This is a genomic window from Acinetobacter sp. BZX-2 (genome assembly GCF_055179795.1).
Genome location: NZ_CM143686.1, coordinates 3,753,096 through 3,776,840 on the forward strand (window position 1 = coordinate 3,753,096; position 23,745 = coordinate 3,776,840).

7 protein-coding genes are annotated in these 23,745 nt (G+C 44.2%); 2 read left to right on the plus strand and 5 right to left on the minus strand.

Features of this window, described 5'->3' with window-relative positions:
• Positions 1 to 40 precede the first annotated feature (40 nt).
• The gene (locus ACY45D_RS17590; protein ID WP_463107863.1) at positions 41 to 16,789 is read right to left on the minus strand and encodes an ESPR-type extended signal peptide-containing protein; all 16,749 of its coding nucleotides are present in this window, start codon (positions 16,787 to 16,789) and stop codon (positions 41 to 43) included.
• 468 nt (positions 16,790 to 17,257) lie between these two features.
• On the opposite strand from ACY45D_RS17590, the gene fmt reads away from it, so the two are divergent.
• Together fmt and rsmB are read left to right on the plus strand one after the other, a co-directional pair.
• Positions 17,258 to 18,220 (plus strand): methionyl-tRNA formyltransferase, encoded by a 963-nt coding sequence (gene fmt, locus ACY45D_RS17595; RefSeq protein ID WP_463107864.1) that lies wholly within the window; start codon positions 17,258 to 17,260, stop codon positions 18,218 to 18,220.
• On the plus strand, positions 18,217 to 19,524 hold the full coding sequence (gene rsmB, locus ACY45D_RS17600; protein ID WP_463107865.1) for a 16S rRNA (cytosine(967)-C(5))-methyltransferase RsmB: 1,308 nt from the start codon (positions 18,217 to 18,219) through the stop codon (positions 19,522 to 19,524). The genes fmt and rsmB overlap by 4 nt, the downstream gene beginning before the upstream one ends.
• A gap of 45 nt (positions 19,525 to 19,569) precedes the next feature.
• Here the strand turns inward: rsmB and ACY45D_RS17605 are convergent, their stop codons facing one another.
• The 4 genes from ACY45D_RS17605 to ACY45D_RS17620 all read right to left on the minus strand — a co-directional run bounded on the left by ACY45D_RS17605 (position 19,570) and on the right by ACY45D_RS17620 (position 23,643).
• Entirely contained in the window at positions 19,570 to 19,713 is a 144-nt protein-coding gene (locus ACY45D_RS17605) for a methionine/alanine import family NSS transporter small subunit (protein ID WP_463107866.1), read from the minus strand.
• 10 nt (positions 19,714 to 19,723) lie between these two features.
• Positions 19,724 to 21,202: a sodium-dependent transporter gene (locus ACY45D_RS17610; RefSeq protein WP_463107867.1), complete on the minus strand. Its 1,479-nt coding sequence runs from the start codon at positions 21,200 to 21,202 to the stop codon at positions 19,724 to 19,726.
• A gap of 341 nt (positions 21,203 to 21,543) precedes the next feature.
• Positions 21,544 to 22,086, minus strand: coding sequence for a DUF1287 domain-containing protein (locus ACY45D_RS17615; protein WP_463107868.1), 543 nt, complete (start codon positions 22,084 to 22,086; stop codon positions 21,544 to 21,546).
• Between the two features lie 108 nt (positions 22,087 to 22,194).
• Positions 22,195 to 23,643 carry an aldehyde dehydrogenase family protein gene (locus tag ACY45D_RS17620; RefSeq protein WP_463107869.1) on the minus strand — a complete coding sequence of 483 codons (1,449 nt, stop codon included), beginning with the start codon at positions 23,641 to 23,643 and terminating at the stop codon, positions 22,195 to 22,197.
• Between the last annotated feature and the right edge of the window lie 102 nt (positions 23,644 to 23,745).

Here is a 23,745-nt window from a genome sequence, read left to right on the forward strand (position 1 = left end):
AAGAAAAAGGAAGGTTCGAAAACCTTCCTTGTCTAGTGAATTAGTCAATTACGCCACTGATACCGATACGTACGCTTGGATCACCTTCAGATGCTGCTGCCACACCACCTGTGATAGACCAACGACCGTTATCTGCCGTTTTACGTAACGTCACACCTACAGCGTTTTCACCACCATGGTATGCCGCACCAGCCGCATAGGTATATTTACCAGGAACATATGGTGCCGATTCCATTGCTAATGCAGCTGCAATACCTGCATTGGCTTTTTTCTCAACATCGTCTATGCGGTTATTGGTTACACGGAATGCGTTATCAAGCTTATTATTCACATTATCAATTTTATTGTTTAATGTTTGATCCGCTTGATTTAATGCATCAATTGCACCGCCGACATTGTTATAAGTATTGCCACCAACATTATAGCTTGGAGCCGTCGTGAAGCTACCTGTGATATTGTCATAACCAGCACCACCACCAAGATAATCAACAACTGTCTGGTTGGTCTTATTCAATTGACTACCATTCACTGCATCTTTAGAAGTTGCATTGACAGCGCCATCTTTAACACCAGTCACAACACGCGCACCTTCGGTACCCGTCATATCTACAGTCGTACCGCCAGTGTCTTTACCAACAGTAATTGGCGCATTCTTATCAGCCTGTTGAACAAGACCAGAAGTACCATTATTAATATTGGTAATCTGCTGTTGAACATTCCACAACTGACCGCCATTCACTGCATCTTTAGAACCTTGTGCAACAGTACCATCTGCAACATTATTCAGTTTTGTTCCATTACCGTTGTTATTCGATAATGTCACTGAATCTTTATTTGCATTGTCATATTGAACAGCATTGTTCGCAACTTGATCAACTTTGTTTTGAACATCGGTGATCGCTGTATCTAACTGGCCTTTATTGACTGCATCTGTTGCATTCACACCATTCGATACATTGGTAATGGCTTTATTACCTGCACTAATGCCTGCTGTCGTTACACTTGGACCATTGGTAATGATCAATCCAGTATTACCTAGAGTGACATTTGAGCCAACTGTTACACCACCATTTTTAATAACAGTATCACCTGTAGTCAGTGAATTAACATTCAAGTTATCTGCAAGTTTAACTGCGATCTTGCCATTCTTCACTTCAGTTGAGATGTTTTTGTCATCACCAACAACTTCTACAGACTCACCCAATTTTTTCTGTACAGTTTGTCCATCTTGAGCAGTTAAGGCAAAACCTTTATTGACAATATTTCCTGTCGCATCAACTACAGCATTGTTCAAGTCACCAGCATTCACAGCTTTAGACGCATTTGCAACATTGGTGTAATCACCTGCACTTGCAACATTATTCAAGCTTGTACCACCTGTTGTGGTGATCTTGCCTGTTGTCGCATCTTTGGTGCTGTTAGACGTCGTTCCTGCAAAAGTTACGCTGTCTTTGTTTGGTACGCCTGACTTGTCATCATACTTCACAGCGTAGTTGTCTAATGTACTTTGCGCTGTATTTAAAGTGTTGATTGCTTTGTTAATGCTGGTTTCAGCATTACCACTGCTATCTTTCACAGTCAGAGCAGTATTGTCTACACCAGCAATGGTCTTACCTGCATTGTCTTTAACCGAAATGCCGTCTTTGCCAATCACTGTTGAACCAGTTGTTCCATCTGTACCATTATTTACAGTGATACCGGTTAAGTTGTTCAAGTTCTTGTTCAACTCAATCGCAACCTTACCGCCAGTAACTTTGGTGGTGATATTGCTATCTGCACCAATTACTTCTACAGCTTCACCTAGGTTTTTCTGTACTTTGCTGCCATCAGCTGCTTGTAATGCAAAACCTTTTGTAGTCGCGGCATTCGTCGCATCTGTAACCGCATTGTTCAAATCACCTGCATTTACAGCTTTAGAAGCATTTGCAACATTAGTGTAATCACCCGCACTCGCTACGTTGCTCAAGCTCGTACCACCAGTTGTGGTGATCTTACCTGTCGTTGCATCTTTAGTGCTACTCGCTGCTGTACCGTTGCCGTTACCAGCGGTAATACTGTTGTAGTTGGTACTACCATCAGCATTCTTGTCATATTGAACACCATTGCTTAATACAGACTGGATCGCATCATTGATGTTATCTTTGCCTGTTCCACCAATGTTGCTCATTGTTATATTGCGTGCTGTTGGGTCGCTTGAGTTGTTTGTTGCATTACCACCCAAAATGTCTTTAACAGCGTCAAGGCCTTTGTGTAGCTGTCCTCCATTGATTGCATCGGTTGAACCTGCTGCCAATGAACCTGCTGCTAAACCACTGATTTTGTTCGTCGTACTATCAACGACAATATTACCTACAGTCACTTTGTCTGTTGTAATACCGTCTTTAGTGATAACAGTTTGGTCACCCACTGTGCCTACTGTTAAACCTGTTGTATCCAGTTTGCTTGCACCAGCAGTTACGCTAGTTACAGATACATCTTTCTTCAATGCAACCACAATATTGCCAGCTGTATCAACTTGAGTCATCAAGTTGTTGCCACCATCAAACTGAGCAAAGTCTGTATTGGTGTCTGCACCTTTTACAGTCACTTTAGTGCCAAGTTTTGCTGTGTAATCCGCTCCACTATTCGCACCAAAGATTAAGCCTTTATCGGTTAAACCTGTGCTTAAGCTGTCCAGTTGGCCTTTGTTCACCGCATCGCTTGCATTCACACCATTGGCAACATTACTGATCGTTGTGCCGCCTGAGGTCACTACGTTATTACCCGCAGCATCTTTAATGATCGTTGCCGCTGTACCTTTACCATTTCCAGCAGTGATGCTGTTGTAGTTGGTACTACCATTTGCATTCTTGTCATATTGAACACCATTGTCTGATACGGATTGAATCGCGCCATCAATGGTCGTTTCACCTGTGCCACCAATGTTAGTGGTTGTGATTGCACCTGTCGTTGCATCAATCGTGGTCGAGCCACCAATGATGTTCTTCACGTTGTCTGCTGTGTTAAATAGCTGACTACCATTCACCGCATCCGTTGAGGTAGAGGTGATGTCTCCTGCCGCTAAGCCACTGATCTTGTTGGTCGTACCATCAATAGCAACTGTGCCAACTGTCACTGAATCGAAGTTGACATCTTTCGCTGTCGCGACTTCGTAGTTGCTTGAACCATCTGCATTGGTGGTTGCATTCACAACAACGTTGTCACCCGCTGTAACCGTGGTCTTCGCTTTGGTCGCTGCATCTTTTACATTGCTGATCGCGCCATCAATGGTCGTTTCACCTGTGCCACCAATATTGCTGGTTGTGATTGCACCTGTCGTTGCATCAATCGTGGTCGAGCCACCAATGATGTTCTTCACGTTGTCTGCTGTGTTAAATAGCTGGCTACCATTCACCGCATCCGTTGAGGTAGAGGTGATGTCTCCTGCCGCTAAGCCACTGATCTTGTTGGTCGTACCATCAATAGCAACTGTGCCAACTGTCACTGAATCGAAGTTGACATCTTTCGCTGTCGCGACTTCGTAGTTGCTTGAACCATCTGCATTGGTGGTTGCATTCACAACAACGTTGTCACCCGCTGTAACCGTGGTCTTCGCTTTGGTCGCTGCATCTTTTACATTGCTGATTGCGCCATCAATGGTCGTTTCACCTGTGCCACCAATGTTAGTGGTTGTGATTGCACCTGTCGTTGCATCAATCGTGGTCGAGCCACCAATGATGTTCTTCACGTTGTCTGCTGTGTTAAATAGCTGACTACCATTCACCGCATCCGTTGAGGTAGAGGTGATGTCTCCTGCCGCTAAGCCACTGATCTTGTTGGTCGTACCATCAATAGCAACTGTGCCAACTGTCACTGAATCGAAGTTGACATCTTTCGCTGTCGCGACTTCGTAGTTGCTTGAACCATCTGCATTGGTGGTTGCATTCACAACAACGTTGTCACCCGCTGTAACCGTGGTCTTCGCTTTGGTCGCTGCATCTTTTACATTGCTGATTGCGCCATCAATGGTCGTTTCACCTGTGCCACCAATGTTAGTGGTTGTGATTGCACCTGTCGTTGCATCAATCGTGGTCGAGCCACCAATGATGTTCTTCACGTTGTCTGCTGTGTTAAATAGCTGACTACCATTCACCGCATCCGTTGAGGTAGAGGTGATGTCTCCTGCCGCTAAGCCACTGATCTTGTTGGTCGTACCATCAATAGCAACTGTGCCAACTGTCACTGAATCGAAGTTGACATCTTTCGCTGTCGCGACTTCGTAGTTGCTTGAACCATCTGCATTGGTGGTTGCATTCACAACAACGTTGTCACCCGCTGTAACCGTGGTCTTCGCTTTGGTCGCTGCATCTTTTACATTGCTGATTGCGCCATCAATGGTCGTTTCACCTGTGCCACCAATATTGCTGGTTGTGATTGCACCTGTCGTTGCATCAATCGTGGTCGAGCCACCAATGATGTTCTTCACGTTGTCTGCTGTGTTGAATAACTGGCTACCATTCACCGCATCCGTTGAGGTAGAGGTGATGTCTCCTGCCGCTAAGCCACTGATCTTGTTGGTCGTACCATCAATAGCAACTGTGCCAACTGTCACTGAATCGAAGTTGACATCTTTCGCTGTCGCGACTTCGTAGTTGCTTGAACCATCTGCATTGGTGGTTGCATTCACAACAACGTTGTCACCCGCTGTAACCGTGGTCTTCGCTTTGGTCGCTGCATCTTTTACATTGCTGATTGCGCCATCAATGGTCGTTTCACCTGTGCCACCAATGTTAGTGGTTGTGATTGCACCTGTCGTTGCATCAATCGTGGTCGAGCCACCAATGATGTTCTTCACGTTGTCTGCTGTGTTAAATAGCTGGCTACCATTCACCGCATCCGTTGAGGTAGAGGTGATGTCTCCTGCCGCTAAGCCACTGATCTTGTTGGTCGTACCATCAATAGCAACTGTGCCAACTGTCACTGAATCGAAGTTGACATCTTTCGCTGTCGCGACTTCGTAGTTGCTTGAACCATCTGCATTGGTGGTTGCATTCACAACAACGTTGTCACCCGCTGTAACCGTGGTCTTCGCTTTGGTCGCTGCATCTTTTACATTGCTGATTGCGCCATCAATGGTCGTTTCACCTGTGCCACCAATGTTAGTGGTTGTGATTGCACCTGTCGTTGCATCAATCGTGGTCGAGCCACCAATGATGTTCTTCACGTTGTCTGCTGTGTTAAATAGCTGGCTACCATTCACCGCATCCGTTGAGGTAGAGGTGATGTCTCCTGCCGCTAAGCCACTGATCTTGTTGGTCGTACCATCAATAGCAACTGTGCCAACTGTCACTGAATCGAAGTTGACATCTTTCGCTGTCGCGACTTCGTAGTTGCTTGAACCATCTGCATTGGTGGTTGCATTCACAACAACGTTGTCACCCGCTGTAACCGTGGTCTTCGCTTTGGTCGCTGCATCTTTTACATTGCTGATTGCGCCATCAATGGTCGTTTCACCTGTGCCACCAATGTTAGTGGTTGTGATTGCACCTGTCGTTGCATCAATCGTGGTCGAGCCACCAATGATGTTCTTCACGTTGTCTGCTGTGTTAAATAGCTGACTACCATTCACCGCATCCGTTGAGGTAGAGGTGATGTCTCCTGCCGCTAAGCCACTGATCTTGTTGGTCGTACCATCAATAGCAACTGTGCCAACTGTCACTGAATCGAAGTTGACATCTTTCGCTGTCGCGACTTCGTAGTTGCTTGAACCATCTGCATTGGTGGTTGCATTCACAACAACGTTGTCACCCGCTGTAACCGTGGTCTTCGCTTTGGTCGCTGCATCTTTTACATTGCTGATTGCGCCATCAATGGTCGTTTCACCTGTGCCACCAATGTTAGTGGTTGTGATTGCACCTGTCGTTGCATCAATCGTGGTCGAGCCACCAATGATGTTCTTCACGTTGTCTGCTGTGTTAAATAGCTGACTACCATTCACCGCATCCGTTGAGGTAGAGGTGATGTCTCCTGCCGCTAAGCCACTGATCTTGTTGGTCGTACCATCAATAGCAACTGTGCCAACTGTCACTGAATCGAAGTTGACATCTTTCGCTGTCGCGACTTCGTAGTTGCTTGAACCATCTGCATTGGTGGTTGCATTCACAACAACGTTGTCACCCGCTGTAACCGTGGTCTTCGCTTTGGTCGCTGCATCTTTTACATTGCTGATTGCGCCATCAATGGTCGTTTCACCTGTGCCACCAATGTTAGTGGTTGTGATTGCACCTGTCGTTGCATCAATCGTGGTCGAGCCACCAATGATGTTCTTCACGTTGTCTGCTGTGTTAAATAGCTGACTACCATTCACCGCATCCGTTGAGGTAGAGGTGATGTCTCCTGCCGCTAAGCCACTGATCTTGTTGGTCGTACCATCAATAGCAACTGTGCCAACTGTCACTGAATCGAAGTTGACATCTTTCGCTGTCGCGACTTCGTAGTTGCTTGAACCATCTGCATTGGTGGTTGCATTCACAACAACGTTGTCACCCGCTGTAACCGTGGTCTTCGCTTTGGTCGCTGCATCTTTTACATTGCTGATTGCGCCATCAATGGTCGTTTCACCTGTGCCACCAATGTTAGTGGTTGTGATTGCACCTGTCGTTGCATCAATCGTGGTCGAGCCACCAATGATGTTCTTCACGTTGTCTGCTGTGTTAAATAGCTGACTACCATTCACCGCATCCGTTGAGGTAGAGGTGATGTCTCCTGCCGCTAAGCCACTGATCTTGTTGGTCGTACCATCAATAGCAACTGTGCCAACTGTCACTGAATCGAAGTTGACATCTTTCGCTGTCGCGACTTCGTAGTTGCTTGAACCATCTGCATTGGTGGTTGCATTCACAACAACGTTGTCACCCGCTGTAACCGTGGTCTTCGCTTTGGTCGCTGCATCTTTTACATTGCTGATTGCGCCATCAATGGTCGTTTCACCTGTGCCACCAATGTTAGTGGTTGTGATTGCACCTGTCGTTGCATCAATCGTGGTCGAGCCACCAATGATGTTCTTCACGTTGTCTGCTGTGTTAAATAGCTGACTACCATTCACCGCATCCGTTGAGGTAGAGGTGATGTCTCCTGCCGCTAAGCCACTGATCTTGTTGGTCGTACCATCAATAGCAACTGTGCCAACTGTCACTGAATCGAAGTTGACATCTTTCGCTGTCGCGACTTCGTAGTTGCTTGAACCATCTGCATTGGTGGTTGCATTCACAACAACGTTGTCACCCGCTGTAACCGTGGTCTTCGCTTTGGTCGCTGCATCTTTTACATTGCTGATTGCGCCATCAATGGTCGTTTCACCTGTGCCACCAATATTGCTGGTTGTGATTGCACCTGTCGTTGCATCAATCGTGGTCGAGCCACCAATGATGTTCTTCACGTTGTCTGCTGTGTTAAATAGCTGACTACCATTCACCGCATCCGTTGAGGTAGAGGTGATGTCTCCTGCCGCTAAGCCACTGATCTTGTTGGTCGTACCATCAATAGCAACTGTGCCAACTGTCACTGAATCGAAGTTGACATCTTTCGCTGTCGCGACTTCGTAGTTGCTTGAACCATCTGCATTGGTGGTTGCATTCACAACAACGTTGTCACCCGCTGTAACCGTGGTCTTCGCTTTGGTCGCTGCATCTTTTACATTGCTGATTGCGCCATCAATGGTCGTTTCACCTGTGCCACCAATGTTAGTGGTTGTGATTGCACCTGTCGTTGCATCAATCGTGGTCGAGCCACCAATGATGTTCTTCACGTTGTCTGCTGTGTTAAATAGCTGACTACCATTCACCGCATCCGTTGAGGTAGAGGTGATGTCTCCTGCCGCTAAGCCACTGATCTTGTTGGTCGTACCATCAATAGCAACTGTGCCAACTGTCACTGAATCGAAGTTGACATCTTTCGCTGTCGCGACTTCGTAGTTGCTTGAACCATCTGCATTGGTGGTTGCATTCACAACAACGTTGTCACCCGCTGTAACCGTGGTCTTCGCTTTGGTCGCTGCATCTTTTACATTGCTGATTGCGCCATCAATGGTCGTTTCACCTGTGCCACCAATGTTAGTGGTTGTGATTGCACCTGTCGTTGCATCAATCGTGGTCGAGCCACCAATGATGTTCTTCACGTTGTCTGCTGTGTTAAATAGCTGACTACCATTCACCGCATCCGTTGAGGTAGAGGTGATGTCTCCTGCCGCTAAGCCACTGATCTTGTTGGTCGTACCATCAATAGCAACTGTGCCAACTGTCACTGAATCGAAGTTGACATCTTTCGCTGTCGCGACTTCGTAGTTGCTTGAACCATCTGCATTGGTGGTTGCATTCACAACAACGTTGTCACCCGCTGTAACCGTGGTCTTCGCTTTGGTCGCTGCATCTTTTACATTGCTGATTGCGCCATCAATGGTCGTTTCACCTGTGCCACCAATGTTAGTGGTTGTGATTGCACCTGTCGTTGCATCAATCGTGGTCGAGCCACCAATGATGTTCTTCACGTTGTCTGCTGTGTTAAATAGCTGACTACCATTCACCGCATCCGTTGAGGTAGAGGTGATGTCTCCTGCCGCTAAGCCACTGATCTTGTTGGTCGTACCATCAATAGCAACTGTGCCAACTGTCACTGAATCGAAGTTGACATCTTTCGCTGTCGCGACTTCGTAGTTGCTTGAACCATCTGCATTGGTGGTTGCATTCACAACAACGTTGTCACCCGCTGTAACCGTGGTCTTCGCTTTGGTCGCTGCATCTTTTACATTGCTGATTGCGCCATCAATGGTCGTTTCACCTGTGCCACCAATGTTAGTGGTTGTGATTGCACCTGTCGTTGCATCAATCGTGGTCGAGCCACCAATGATGTTCTTCACGTTGTCTGCTGTGTTAAATAGCTGACTACCATTCACCGCATCCGTTGAGGTAGAGGTGATGTCTCCTGCCGCTAAGCCACTGATCTTGTTGGTCGTACCATCAATAGCAACTGTGCCAACTGTCACTGAATCGAAGTTGACATCTTTCGCTGTCGCGACTTCGTAGTTGCTTGAACCATCTGCATTGGTGGTTGCATTCACAACAACGTTGTCACCCGCTGTAACCGTGGTCTTCGCTTTGGTCGCTGCATCTTTTACATTGCTGATTGCGCCATCAATGGTCGTTTCACCTGTGCCACCAATGTTAGTGGTTGTGATTGCACCTGTCGTTGCATCAATCGTGGTCGAGCCACCAATGATGTTCTTCACGTTGTCTGCTGTGTTAAATAGCTGACTACCATTCACCGCATCCGTTGAGGTAGAGGTGATGTCTCCTGCCGCTAAGCCACTGATCTTGTTGGTCGTACCATCAATAGCAACTGTGCCAACTGTCACTGAATCGAAGTTGACATCTTTCGCTGTCGCGACTTCGTAGTTGCTTGAACCATCTGCATTGGTGGTTGCATTCACAACAACGTTGTCACCCGCTGTAACCGTGGTCTTCGCTTTGGTCGCTGCATCTTTTACATTGCTGATTGCGCCATCAATGGTCGTTTCACCTGTGCCACCAATGTTAGTGGTTGTGATTGCACCTGTCGTTGCATCAATCGTGGTCGAGCCACCAATGATGTTCTTCACGTTGTCTGCTGTGTTAAATAGCTGACTACCATTCACCGCATCCGTTGAGGTAGAGGTGATGTCTCCTGCCGCTAAGCCACTGATCTTGTTGGTCGTACCATCAATAGCAACTGTGCCAACTGTCACTGAATCGAAGTTGACATCTTTCGCTGTCGCGACTTCGTAGTTGCTTGAACCATCTGCATTGGTGGTTGCATTCACAACAACGTTGTCACCCGCTGTAACCGTGGTCTTCGCTTTGGTCGCTGCATCTTTTACATTGCTGATTGCGCCATCAATGGTCGTTTCACCTGTGCCACCAATGTTAGTGGTTGTGATTGCACCTGTCGTTGCATCAATCGTGGTCGAGCCACCAATGATGTTCTTCACGTTGTCTGCTGTGTTAAATAGCTGACTACCATTCACCGCATCCGTTGAGGTAGAGGTGATGTCTCCTGCCGCTAAGCCACTGATCTTGTTGGTCGTACCATCAATAGCAACTGTGCCAACTGTCACTGAATCGAAGTTGACATCTTTCGCTGTCGCGACTTCGTAGTTGCTTGAACCATCTGCATTGGTGGTTGCATTCACAACAACGTTGTCACCCGCTGTAACCGTGGTCTTCGCTTTGGTCGCTGCATCTTTTACATTGCTGATTGCGCCATCAATGGTCGTTTCACCTGTGCCACCAATGTTAGTGGTTGTGATTGCACCTGTCGTTGCATCAATCGTGGTCGAGCCACCAATGATGTTCTTCACGTTGTCTGCTGTGTTAAATAGCTGACTACCATTCACCGCATCCGTTGAGGTAGAGGTGATGTCTCCTGCCGCTAAGCCACTGATCTTGTTGGTCGTACCATCAATAGCAACTGTGCCAACTGTCACTGAATCGAAGTTGACATCTTTCGCTGTCGCGACTTCGTAGTTGCTTGAACCATCTGCATTGGTGGTTGCATTCACAACAACGTTGTCACCCGCTGTAACCGTGGTCTTCGCTTTGGTCGCTGCATCTTTTACATTGCTGATTGCGCCATCAATGGTCGTTTCACCTGTGCCACCAATATTGCTGGTTGTGATTGCACCTGTCGTTGCATCAATCGTGGTCGAGCCACCAATGATGTTCTTCACGTTGTCTGCTGTGTTAAATAGCTGACTACCATTCACCGCATCCGTTGAGGTAGAGGTGATGTCTCCTGCCGCTAAGCCACTGATCTTGTTGGTCGTACCATCAATAGCAACTGTGCCAACTGTCACTGAATCGAAGTTGACATCTTTCGCTGTCGCGACTTCGTAGTTGCTTGAACCATCTGCATTGGTGGTTGCATTCACAACAACGTTGTCACCCGCTGTAACCGTGGTCTTCGCTTTGGTCGCTGCATCTTTTACATTGCTGATTGCGCCATCAATGGTCGTTTCACCTGTGCCACCAATGTTAGTGGTTGTGATTGCACCTGTCGTTGCATCAATCGTGGTCGAGCCACCAATGATGTTCTTCACGTTGTCTGCTGTGTTAAATAGCTGACTACCATTCACCGCATCCGTTGAGGTAGAGGTGATGTCTCCTGCCGCTAAGCCACTGATCTTGTTGGTCGTACCATCAATAGCAACTGTGCCAACTGTCACTGAATCGAAGTTGACATCTTTCGCTGTCGCGACTTCGTAGTTGCTTGAACCATCTGCATTGGTGGTTGCATTCACAACAACGTTGTCACCCGCTGTAACCGTGGTCTTCGCTTTGGTCGCTGCATCTTTTACATTGCTGATTGCGCCATCAATGGTCGTTTCACCTGTGCCACCAATGTTAGTGGTTGTGATTGCACCTGTCGTTGCATCAATCGTGGTCGAGCCACCAATGATGTTCTTCACGTTGTCTGCTGTGTTAAATAGCTGACTACCATTCACCGCATCCGTTGAGGTAGAGGTGATGTCTCCTGCCGCTAAGCCACTGATCTTGTTGGTCGTACCATCAATAGCAACTGTGCCAACTGTCACTGAATCGAAGTTGACATCTTTCGCTGTCGCGACTTCGTAGTTGCTTGAACCATCTGCATTGGTGGTTGCATTCACAACAACGTTGTCACCCGCTGTAACCGTGGTCTTCGCTTTGGTCGCTGCATCTTTTACATTGCTGATTGCGCCATCAATGGTCGTTTCACCTGTGCCACCAATGTTAGTGGTTGTGATTGCACCTGTCGTTGCATCAATCGTGGTCGAGCCACCAATGATGTTCTTCACGTTGTCTGCTGTGTTAAATAGCTGACTACCATTCACCGCATCCGTTGAGGTAGAGGTGATGTCTCCTGCCGCTAAGCCACTGATCTTGTTGGTCGTACCATCAATAGCAACTGTGCCAACTGTCACTGAATCGAAGTTGACATCTTTCGCTGTCGCGACTTCGTAGTTGCTTGAACCATCTGCATTGGTGGTTGCATTCACAACAACGTTGTCACCCGCTGTAACCGTGGTCTTCGCTTTGGTCGCTGCATCTTTTACATTGCTGATTGCGCCATCAATGGTCGTTTCACCTGTGCCACCAATATTGCTGGTTGTGATTGCACCTGTCGTTGCATCAATCGTGGTCGAGCCACCAATGATGTTCTTCACGTTGTCTGCTGTGTTAAATAGCTGACTACCATTCACCGCATCCGTTGAGGTAGAGGTGATGTCTCCTGCCGCTAAGCCACTGATCTTGTTGGTCGTACCATCAATAGCAACTGTGCCAACTGTCACTGAATCGAAGTTGACATCTTTCGCTGTCGCGACTTCGTAGTTGCTTGAACCATCTGCATTGGTGGTTGCATTCACAACAACGTTGTCACCCGCTGTAACCGTGGTCTTCGCTTTGGTCGCTGCATCTTTTACATTGCTGATTGCGCCATCAATGGTCGTTTCACCTGTGCCACCAATGTTAGTGGTTGTGATTGCACCTGTCGTTGCATCAATCGTGGTCGAGCCACCAATGATGTTCTTCACGTTGTCTGCTGTGTTAAATAGCTGACTACCATTCACCGCATCCGTTGAGGTAGAGGTGATGTCTCCTGCCGCTAAGCCACTGATCTTGTTGGTCGTACCATCAATAGCAACTGTGCCAACTGTCACTGAATCGAAGTTGACATCTTTCGCTGTCGCGACTTCGTAGTTGCTTGAACCATCTGCATTGGTGGTTGCATTCACAACAACGTTGTCACCCGCTGTAACCGTGGTCTTCGCTTTGGTCGCTGCATCTTTTACATTGCTGATTGCGCCATCAATGGTCGTTTCACCTGTGCCACCAATGTTAGTGGTTGTGATTGCACCTGTCGTTGCATCAATCGTGGTCGAGCCACCAATGATGTTCTTCACGTTGTCTGCTGTGTTAAATAGCTGACTACCATTCACCGCATCCGTTGAGGTAGAGGTGATGTCTCCTGCCGCTAAGCCACTGATCTTGTTGGTCGTACCATCAATAGCAACTGTGCCAACTGTCACTGAATCGAAGTTGACATCTTTCGCTGTCGCGACTTCGTAGTTGCTTGAACCATCTGCATTGGTGGTTGCATTCACAACAACGTTGTCACCCGCTGTAACCGTGGTCTTCGCTTTGGTCGCTGCATCTTTTACATTGCTGATTGCGCCATCAATGGTCGTTTCACCTGTGCCACCAATGTTAGTGGTTGTGATTGCACCTGTCGTTGCATCAATCGTGGTCGAGCCACCAATGATGTTCTTCACGTTGTCTGCTGTGTTAAATAGCTGACTACCATTCACCGCATCCGTTGAGGTAGAGGTGATGTCTCCTGCCGCTAAGCCACTGATCTTGTTGGTCGTACCATCAATAGCAACTGTGCCAACTGTCACTGAATCGAAGTTGACATCTTTCGCTGTCGCGACTTCGTAGTTGCTTGAACCATCTGCATTGGTGGTTGCATTCACAACAACGTTGTCACCCGCTGTAACCGTGGTCTTCGCTTTGGTCGCTGCATCTTTTACATTGCTGATTGCGCCATCAATGGTCGTTTCACCTGTGCCACCAATATTGCTGGTTGTGATTGCACCTGTCGTTGCATCAATCGTGGTCGAGCCACCAATGATGTTCTTCACGTTGTCTGCTGTGTTAAATAGCTGACTACCATTCACCGCATCTTTCGAACCTGATGCAATACTTCCGTCTGCTACATTCGTAATCTTTTGATTGTTTGCATCAAAACCATTCGCTTTAACCACTCCACTAAATACTGGTGCATCTACTACATTGTATTTATAGGTATTCGTTGCAGCATCATAGACTGCCGTTGTATTGGTGCCATTCGCAAAGTTAACCGTTTCTCCAAGCTTAACGTTGTCTGCAGTTCCACCATTCACACTAAAGTTTAAGCCTTGATTGGCTGTAGTCAGTGCTGTATTTGCTGTCGTATTGGCTGTATTGGCTGTAGTCAGCGCTGTATTCGCTGTCGTATTAGCCGTATTGGCCGTGGTTTGTGCCGCATTCGCTGTATTTTGCGCTGTCGTTACATTCGTATTCGTTGTAAACAGCTGTCCACCATTCACTGCTTCTGTCGATGCTGCTGAACTGATGTCGCCAGCTGCCAATCCACTGATCTTATCCCCACCTACATTTAGACCATTTGCTGTGCTGGTTAAAGTAGTCGTGTTTGCTCCAGTTCCAATCACCGCTTGTGGTGTCGTGATACCAGTATTATTAATTACTGTTGCACCTGTAGTGACACTACCTGCAGCTCCTAAATTGATTGCTTCTGCTAGTTTGATATCAAGCTGATTACTACCATTAGCCACAACACCAATATTATTATTGGTAAGTGTACCTGTAGATCCACCCTTAACATTTAAGTCTTCGCCTAGTTTACGTGTTGCTTTCGTTCCACTATCACCTACAAAGCCTAGTGGACTGTCTGCTAGAGTCTGTACTTTACCGTCAACATAGGTTTTGTTGGTCGCATCTGTCCCTAACGTAGGTGCAGCAGTCACCGTTACACTGGTAAAGGTTGGGGTAGCACTTGTACCAATCGTAATATCATTACCACTTCGTGTAACTTTAATATTAGTACCGTCAAGGAATTTAACCGTATCACTCGATTTAACCGCGGATGCTACATCTCCATTTGCTTGAAGTTTCCATGTTTGGTTTTGTAAATTTGTTACATTCGTATTCGTTGTAAACAGCTGTCCACCATTCACTGCTTCTGTCGATGCTGCTGAACTGATGTCGCCAGCTGCCAATCCACTGATCTTATCCCCACCTACATTTAGACCATTTGCTGTGCTGGTTAAAGTAGTCGTGTTTGCTCCAGTTCCAATCACTGCTTGTGGTGTCGTAATACCCGTGTTGTTAATTACTGTAGCGCCTGTTGTAACACTACCTGCAGTTCCTAAATTGATTGCTTCTGCTAGTTTGATATCAAGTTGGTTACTACCATTCGCCACAACGCCAATATTATTATTGGTGAGTGTACCTGTAGCTCCACCTTTAACATTCAGGTCTTCACCCAATTTGCGTGTTGCTTTCGTTCCGCTATCACCTACAAAGCCTAGTGATTTCGTCACTTCTGTATTTAAGTTACCTAGTGCAGTTGCTACGTTATTCGCCGCTGTGTATGCCGTGCCATCTGTCTTAGTAATTGTGTAGCTCGGTGCTGTAATACCACCAGCTGCCGTATTTGCTAGCGATCCACCACCCAAAGCTGATGCTGTATTTGTAGCAAGATTACCTAGCTCAGTATTTGTTTGGAAAAGCTGACTACCATTAATACCATCTGTACTCGTCGCACTTACTCGACCTGCAGCTAAATTAGTTAATGTACGCTCGCTACCCGCTGTCCCAATGCTCACTGTACTTGAACTTGCAGGCGCACCAGCATAGGTATATGTTTTACCATTTACTGTTGCACTACTGGTTTGAACATAAGCAGCTGTTGTAGAACCGCTACCTAACGCAACACTATTTGCAACAGATGCATTTGCTCCTGCACCGATAGCGACTGCATTGGCTGCTACTACATTACTTCTTGCCCCCAAAGCAACTGCGCTCGTACCTGCAGCTGTAATCGTTGATTGCGCACCAATAGCAACAGCATTAGCACCAGCAGATTGAGCACCTCGAGTTGAGTTACTACCAATGGCAACAGCGCCTTCAGCATTTGCAGTTACAGAATTTGCATAAGAGGTTCCAGACCAGTCAGCCGTACCACCAATAGCTGTTGCATATTGCGCATTCGCTAAGGAGCCATTACCAACTGATGTTGCAAATGATGCATTCGCATATGAATCACCACCAACAGCCACTGCTTTAGGTTGCGTTGCTTTCGCAGATGTACCAATTGCAAAGGCATTATTCCCATTTGCTTGTGAGCTTGCGCCAACAGCAAAAGCACCAGGCCCTCCAGCTGCATTGGAATTATAACCTATAGATACTGAATCTACAGTTAATGCATTTGAGTTATATCCCAATGCAGTAGCTCTAGCATCAGAAGCTTTAGCTCCATTCCCTATAGCTACAGCATTTCCTCCTGTTGCGGCAACAGTCGCGCCATCACCAATTGCAATAGCACTGGTCGCTAGTGCATTTGAAGCCACACCTATAGCAATAGAATTCACCGCATTCGCATTAGAACCCGCCATTAATGCCAAAGCATGGTTACCCGCAGCAACAGCACCATTCAAACTATTGGTCGTACCATCACCACTTGAACCAATTGCAACAGAACCTGTACCATTGGCCATCGGGCTTTTAAGAGTAGTCGTTAAACCACTACCAATAGAAACACCACCTTTACCTGTTGTTGTTGTAGGGTTCGCATTAAAATTTGAACCAATGACAACTGCCTGTATAGCAGTTGTGCTTGTAGTAATATCATTACCAATCAGTGTGGATTGCTCACCATTACCATAAACATTTGGACCAATCGCGATCACTTCAACAGCATTTGACTGAGTTGTACCAATCCCAGCTCCACTACCACCAGTCGTATTACCAATTGCTATGCCCGTAATCGTACTGCTCGTACCACCAGCAACAGTATATGCCGCCATCGCCTCTGGACTAAACGTTACCATCAAACTTATAGTAGCCGCACCGACAATACTTGTAATTTTAGACGACTTTGTTTTGCCTTTTGCAAGCTCTGATACTGCTACCCATGTACCTAAAGTTGCATTCCAAATAACTTTATAGATCTTATTCATTTCGACTTTCCTCTAGGAGATAGGCTGCAGCAGTTACCGTTTGGCTAAACAATGCATACAAAACATACAATTTTTTTGATATTTAACAATCTATATACAATTTTTTCAATCATTTTTTTAAGATATATTTCACTTTTTTAAGCAGTAAACATTAATTATGTTTACATTTTTATTAAATCTAAATTATATGATAATAATCATTAATTATAGCAAATAAAATCAATTACTTATTTTAAATATATCGTTTGTTAAAATTGACCCTACTAAGTTTGATGAAAATCACACTTGTGACAATTTTTGTCATTATAAGTCGCATTTTGTGTGACATACTTCACACTTGCAAAACTATTAAATATGGGTTAACTTTTTATGTTCATTATCTAAATAATGATTGCTTTTTTACACGTCATCTAAACCTTAAAGATTTGTTATAATTCCTTTAGAACGGATATTAAACGAGTCCATATTTTGAAAATTATTTTTGCAGGCACACCTGAGTTTGCAGCGACCGCTTTGGCTGCACTTCTTCAAACTGAACATGAGATTGTTGCAGTGTATACGCAACCTGATCGTAAGGCAGGGCGTGGGCAGAAACTCACTGCATCTGCAGTCAAACAATTGGCTTTAGCGCATGATCTCCCTATTTATCAACCCTTACATTTTAAAGCTTCTACTGAGGAAGGTTTAGCGGCACAGCAGGAACTTGCTGATTTAAATGCAGATGTGATGGTGGTTGCTGCTTATGGTTTGATTCTGCCTCAAGCTGTTTTAGATTTGCCAAAATATGCTTGTCTAAATATTCACGGTTCATTGCTTCCGCGTTGGCGTGGTGCAGCACCGATTCAACGTGCCATCGCAACGGGTGATGCTGAAACAGGTGTGACCATTATGAAAATGGCAGCTGGATTAGATACAGGTGATATGTTATTTAAAACATTCTGTCCGATTACTGCGGAAGATACTTCAGCAAGTTTGCACGATAAACTTGCAGTGCAAGGTGCAGAGGCCATTTGTGCGGTTTTAGCCTCAGAAGAAAAACTTAAAGACTATTTAGACAACCGTGAAGTGCAAGATGAAGCTTTTACGGTTTATGCTCAAAAACTGTCTAAAGCCGAAGCGCAAATTGATTGGACACAGCCTGCAATCAATATTGATCGTAATATTCGTGCATTTAATCCATGGCCTGTCGCTTTCACTCCGATTGATGAAAGCAATAATCTGCGTGTATGGAATTCATCATTATCCGATCAAAGCTCTTCTACTGCTGTCGCAGGTGAAGTGATTGCAATTGATAAACAAGGTGTTCATGTCATGTGTGGCGACCAAAAAGCAATCTGTATCACCAATCTACAATGGCCCGGTGGTAAAGCTTTAAATGCCGTACAAATTAACCAAACTCAAAAACTCTCTTTAGGATATAAATTCGCATGAGCCAAATTCAATCTTCTGCAAAAAATTTGAATTTGCGTGCACAAGTGGTCAAAACGCTCGTGGCCGTCCAAAATGGACAATCCTTAACCTCTGTTTTAAATCAGCATATCAATAGCGTATCTGAACGTGATCGTAGCTTATATCATGAGTTGACTTTGGGCTGTTTACGTCAATGGCATTCTCTAAAAGCCATCACACTGCCTTTGCTGACCAAGCCTTTAGACAATGAAGCGCTGGAAAGTTGTTTATATCTAGGCTTATATCAAATTTTGTGTACGCGTATTCCAGCCCATGCTGCAATTTCAGAAACAGTGAATGCTGCAAAACAATTAGGCTTTGAACCTTTAAGTGGCTTGGTGAATGCGATTCTGCGTCGTGTTTCACGTGAAACAGAAGCGTTTCAAAGCGCATTAAATGATTCGCATGGTTTACCAAGCTGGTTGTACAAACGCCTTAAAAAAGATTGGCCTGAACAGCTTCAAGACATTTGCCAAAATCTCAAACAAGCTGCTCCGCTAACTTTACGTGTCAATGAACGTCAAATCAGTCGTGATGAATATTTAGACATTTTGGATGAAGAACAGATCGATGCGCATGCCTGCGATTTTTCGGATGTCGGTATCGTGCTTGACCAGAGTGGAAATATTACGCTTTTACCCGGTTTTGAAGAAGGTGGTTTCTCTGTTCAAGATGAACATGCTCAGTTGTGCGCTACGCTTTTACCAAACTTAGATGACCAAATTGTTGTAGATGCATGTGCTGCACCGGGTGGTAAAACAGCACATATTCTGGAACGTTTTAATCCTAAAAAATTGATTGCTCTGGATCATGATGCAAAGCGTTTATTACGTGTTTCTGAAAATTTAGAACGCCTAGAACTGAATGCTTATACAGAGGTAGACATTGTTGAAGCAGATGCAACCCAATGGGTCACCAACGAACCTGTGGATTGCATTATCTTAGATGCGCCATGTTCTGCTATCGGTGTGATGCGTCGCCATCCTGATATTCGTTTATTGCGTCAATCCACAGATATTCCAAAAACTGTAGATTTACAAAAACAGATTTTAAATCAAATGTGGCAACAGCTCAAAGTTGGCGGAACTTTGTTGTATATCACCTGCTCTATTCTCAAAGTTGAAAATGAACAGCAAATGCTGAACTTCTTTGCAGAACATCCTGATGCTGTTGAATCGAAAATTGATGCATCTTGGGGTATTGAACAAATCCATGGCCGTCAGTTATTGCCTAAAACAGATCATGGTGATGGTTTTTATTATTGTCGAATTCAAAAAATTGCATAAAAAAGCAGGCTTTCGAGCCTGCTTTTTTATTACCAACTTTAAAAACTACAAGGTATGATGATCTTTAACTTCATTTAAAACATCATCGACCTCTTCAGGGTGACGCATTAAATGCATGATTGATAATGCTAAACCACCCCATAAAAACACCATGGAAATGACCATCATCACGATAGCTGAAGTATTCATTCTATTTCTCCTAGCGATCTTTCATTTTAGATAAAAGTATAGCGATCACAGCACAGAAAATCACACTGCCCCATCCAAAGATAAACTGCATACTGAAATCATAAGTGTCATAACCTTTCATAATCAAATTATAAACGGTCATCGATAATGTCACCAACAGAATCATCGATGTGATTACAGTTAAAGTGAAAGCCCAGCCTTTACCCAATTGAATCGTCGAAATACGATTCACATGATCACGTAACGCAATTAATGCATCTCGTTTGAACCATGCAACACTAATGATTGAAAGCAAAGCACCGCCAATAATTCCAATGTTATTGATAAAGTGATCGACAATATCAACCAATTTAATCGCATTTACACTTGAGAAAAGAATAACTGAAACGAGAGCACTACCACCACCAACGATGGTTACTGCCTTTTTACGACCCCATTTCAACTTATCTTGCATCGCAGCAATAGGCACTTCCAAGATACTCACCATCGATGAGATCCCTGCTACGAATAATGAAGTAAAGAATAAAATACCAAATAAATCTGCGCCAGAACCCAAACTTGAAATAATTTTTGGGAATGCAATAAAGGCTAGACCAATACCACCACTGACCACATCTTGAACATTGGTTCCTGCTGAATGCGCCATAAAGCCAAGCGCAGCAAAGATACCAATCCCTGCTAGAATTTCAGTTGATGCATTGGCAAAACCAACAATCAAACCTGAACCTGTCAAATCAGTTTTTGGCTTGAGATAAGATGCATAGGTCACCATGATCCCGAAACCGACAGACAATGAAAAGAAGGTATGACCATAAGCAGCCAACCAAACTTTATAGTCCATCATTGCTGCCCAGTTCGGTGTAAAGAAAGCATTTAAACCTTGTGCTGCACCTGGTAAGCGTAATGACTGAATCACGAGAATGGTAAATAGAACAAACAATAATGGCATAAAGATCTTATTCGAAAGTTCTACACCCTTTTTCACACCACCATACAAGATGATGAGTGTTAGCGCCCAAATCCCAACGATTGGCCAAAATAAATGACTGACAAACTGAAAATCAAAAGTTGCTGATTTGGTGGTTTGTAAATAAGTATTGAAGAAAAATGCTTCTGGATCTGAACCCCACATCTGTCCGATCGAGAAATAAACATAACTACCTGCCCATGTCAGTACACTTGCATAATACAAGCCAATAATGATACAGACACAAACTTGCCACCAACCCAGTGTTTCACCACCTTTAAACAAAGCACGATATGCTTTAGGGGGTGAATTATTACTTTTATGCCCAACAGCATAATCTAAAAATAAAAGTGGTAAACCTGCTGTAATTAAAGCAAGTAGATAAGGAATAAGAAATGCGCCACCACCATTTTCATAAGCAACATAAGGAAAGCGCCAAATGTTACCTAAACCAACAGCAGAACCAACTGCTGCGATAATGAAGCCTGATCGTGACGTCCAGTTTTCACGAGAATCTGCCATACAACACCTAATCTGTAGATGCCTTCAAATGCCGCTTATTTTCTTTGTGATATCGCAAGCAAAAGAAGTACCAATAATAAAATTTTGTTGTTTGAATAAGAATGATGCCTTTTGAGCATTTTCTTCTAATTACAAACCAGTCCATTTTTGAATCATCTTTGCTTAAAAGAAATTTCTTAAAAGTACTGTTTAATGATGCAACAATACCTGTTTTCCTCGCTTTTTTCTGTAACTTCCAACCTAAATCTCAGACTTTTTCATGTAATTTATCTCGGTTTGATAGTTTTTTATTCAATTTATTCATTAAATCCATTTAAGTGTTCTTTTAACTCAACTTATGGCTAGTTTAAAGCTTTAGGTAATCGATAATGCCCAATGATTTTATACTCAAATAAAATATCATTCTCTCGCGTACCATAACCAATATTATGAATGACTAAAGGCGTACTGGAGAACATCGTGGTTTTATCCGAAATAATACCGATATGTACCAAACCTTTGCCCAAATCCCAAGTCACGATATCGCCTGCCAAATATTTTTGATCCTTGACTTGATAACCTTGTCTTTGAAAATAGGTCATGATATTGGGTACACGCCGATGATCAATATTTTTATCCGTTCCTTTTAAGCCCCATTTCTGTGGATACTTTTTAAAATTTGCTTTCATATCTTCATGGATACGCTGTTGCAAATCAATATTTTGATGTCGTAAAGCTCGAATCACAACGTCGGTACACACACCTTTTACGATCGGAACATCACCCATTGGATACTTTAACTGGGTATAACTTGGGTCATAATACAAAGTCTTCCAAATTTGAGAACGAGCATCTGTAACCAATTTATTATTTTGAAATGCTGCTGTCTGAAAGGCTGTGCCCATAAAAAAGCAGAGGGTAAATATCCTCAATCCGTATTTTATTATCATTTTTAAAAACCTCACTCAAAAATCCAAGCACAAAAAAGGAGCCGAAGCTCCTTTAAATATGGCCTATTGTTTAATCACAAGCAACCTTTCCTCTTGCATATCCCGAATAGCAGATTGAATCCCTTCACGGCCTAAACCAGAGTCTTTTACCCCACCATACGGCATATTATCCACACGGAAAGTTGGAATATCATTAATGATTACACCACCCACATGCAAATGATCCCATGCATATAACATTTTATTCAAATCTTGTGTATAAACACCTGCTTGTAAGCCAAAACGGCTTTTGTTGATTATATCGATTCCTTTTTCAAAATCTTTATATTTTTCTAAAATTGCCACAGGGCCAAAGGCCTCATTTTGATAAATTTCAAGAGACTCATCAACATTCTCAAGAAGCGTTGCTTCAAATAAAACGCCTTTTAAAGTTCCTCCACTGAGAATTTTTGCCCCTTTCTTCTCAGCCTTATCCACCCATTTTTTTAAGCGCACAGCTTCTGATTCTTTAATCATCGGCCCTACGATCGTGGTATCTAAACTTGGATCAGCTGCTTTAATATTCTTTAACTTGGTAATCAGTTTCTTCTTTAATTCAGAATAAATATTTGCATGAACCAAAATGCGCTGCACACTAATACACACTTGCCCCGCATGACTATATGCCCCACCAATTAGGCGATCCACCAATGCATCAGTAATTTCAGTTTCAGGTTCAATCAATACCGCTGCATTACCACCCAGCTCTAAAGTGACCTTTTTACGACCTGCACGCGCCTTCATATCCCAACCAACTTGGTCAGAACCTGTAAAACTCAACAATTTAAAACGATCATCTGTGACTAAAACATCTGCATGTTCCCGAGGACACGGTAAGATTGAGAATGCCCCTTTAGGGAGGTCAGTTTCTGCTAAAACCTCAGCTATTTTAAGCGCTGAAATCGGTGTTAAACTTGCTGGTTTCAAAACAAATGGACAACCAGCAGCAATTGCAGGTGCGATTTTATGTGCTGTTAAATTAAAGGGGAAATTAAACGGGCTAATTAAAGAAACAGCACCTATTGGCACATGTTGTACCATACCACGATATGCAGATGCAGCTGGTGTTACAGCAAGCGGCATTAAATAGCCACTGTCTAAGGTTGTGACTGCATCGGCAGCAAGCTGAAAGGTATTAATGAGTCTTTCAACTTCCGCTGTTGCTGCAAGTTTAGGCTTTCCGCCTTCAATAATTAACAGTTGTACTAACTCATCGCGCATTTCTTTAAAACGATTGACACAATGTAAAAGGATTTTTTGTTTTTGAAATGGTTTCAAAACCGCCATTTCCTTTTCAGCTTTCACAGCAGCATTAATCGCCTTTTCTAAAACTTTAGCATCAGCTAAAGCCACTTTGGCATAAACATTTCCAGAAAACTTATCATGTACTTCAAGCCACTGCCCTGTTTTTACAGGTTTACTTGCTAGGTACAACGGAAACTCTAAAATTGGCTGATCGATTGTGTCTTTCATATTACCCTCTATTCTCTATTTTAATAATGCAAAATTTAAAAAACCCCTATATCATGCGCTCAGTTTGTAAAGTAATAAATGTATTTACGTAACAAAAATACA

Bases quoted from the DNA above. Each gene is read 5' to 3' on its own strand.
- ACY45D_RS17610 (WP_463107867.1), bottom strand. From the start codon at position 21,202: ATGGCAGATTCTCGTGAAAACTGGACGTCACGATCAGGCTTCATTATC.
- ACY45D_RS17615 (WP_463107868.1), bottom strand. From the start codon at position 22,086: ATGGGCACAGCCTTTCAGACAGCAGCATTTCAAAATAATAAATTGGTT.
- ACY45D_RS17605 (WP_463107866.1), bottom strand. From the start codon at position 19,713: ATGAATACTTCAGCTATCGTGATGATGGTCATTTCCATGGTGTTTTTA.
- ACY45D_RS17590 (WP_463107863.1), bottom strand. From the start codon at position 16,789: ATGAATAAGATCTATAAAGTTATTTGGAATGCAACTTTAGGTACATGG.
- ACY45D_RS17620 (WP_463107869.1), bottom strand. From the start codon at position 23,643: ATGAAAGACACAATCGATCAGCCAATTTTAGAGTTTCCGTTGTACCTA.
- rsmB (WP_463107865.1), top strand. From the start codon at position 18,217: ATGAGCCAAATTCAATCTTCTGCAAAAAATTTGAATTTGCGTGCACAA.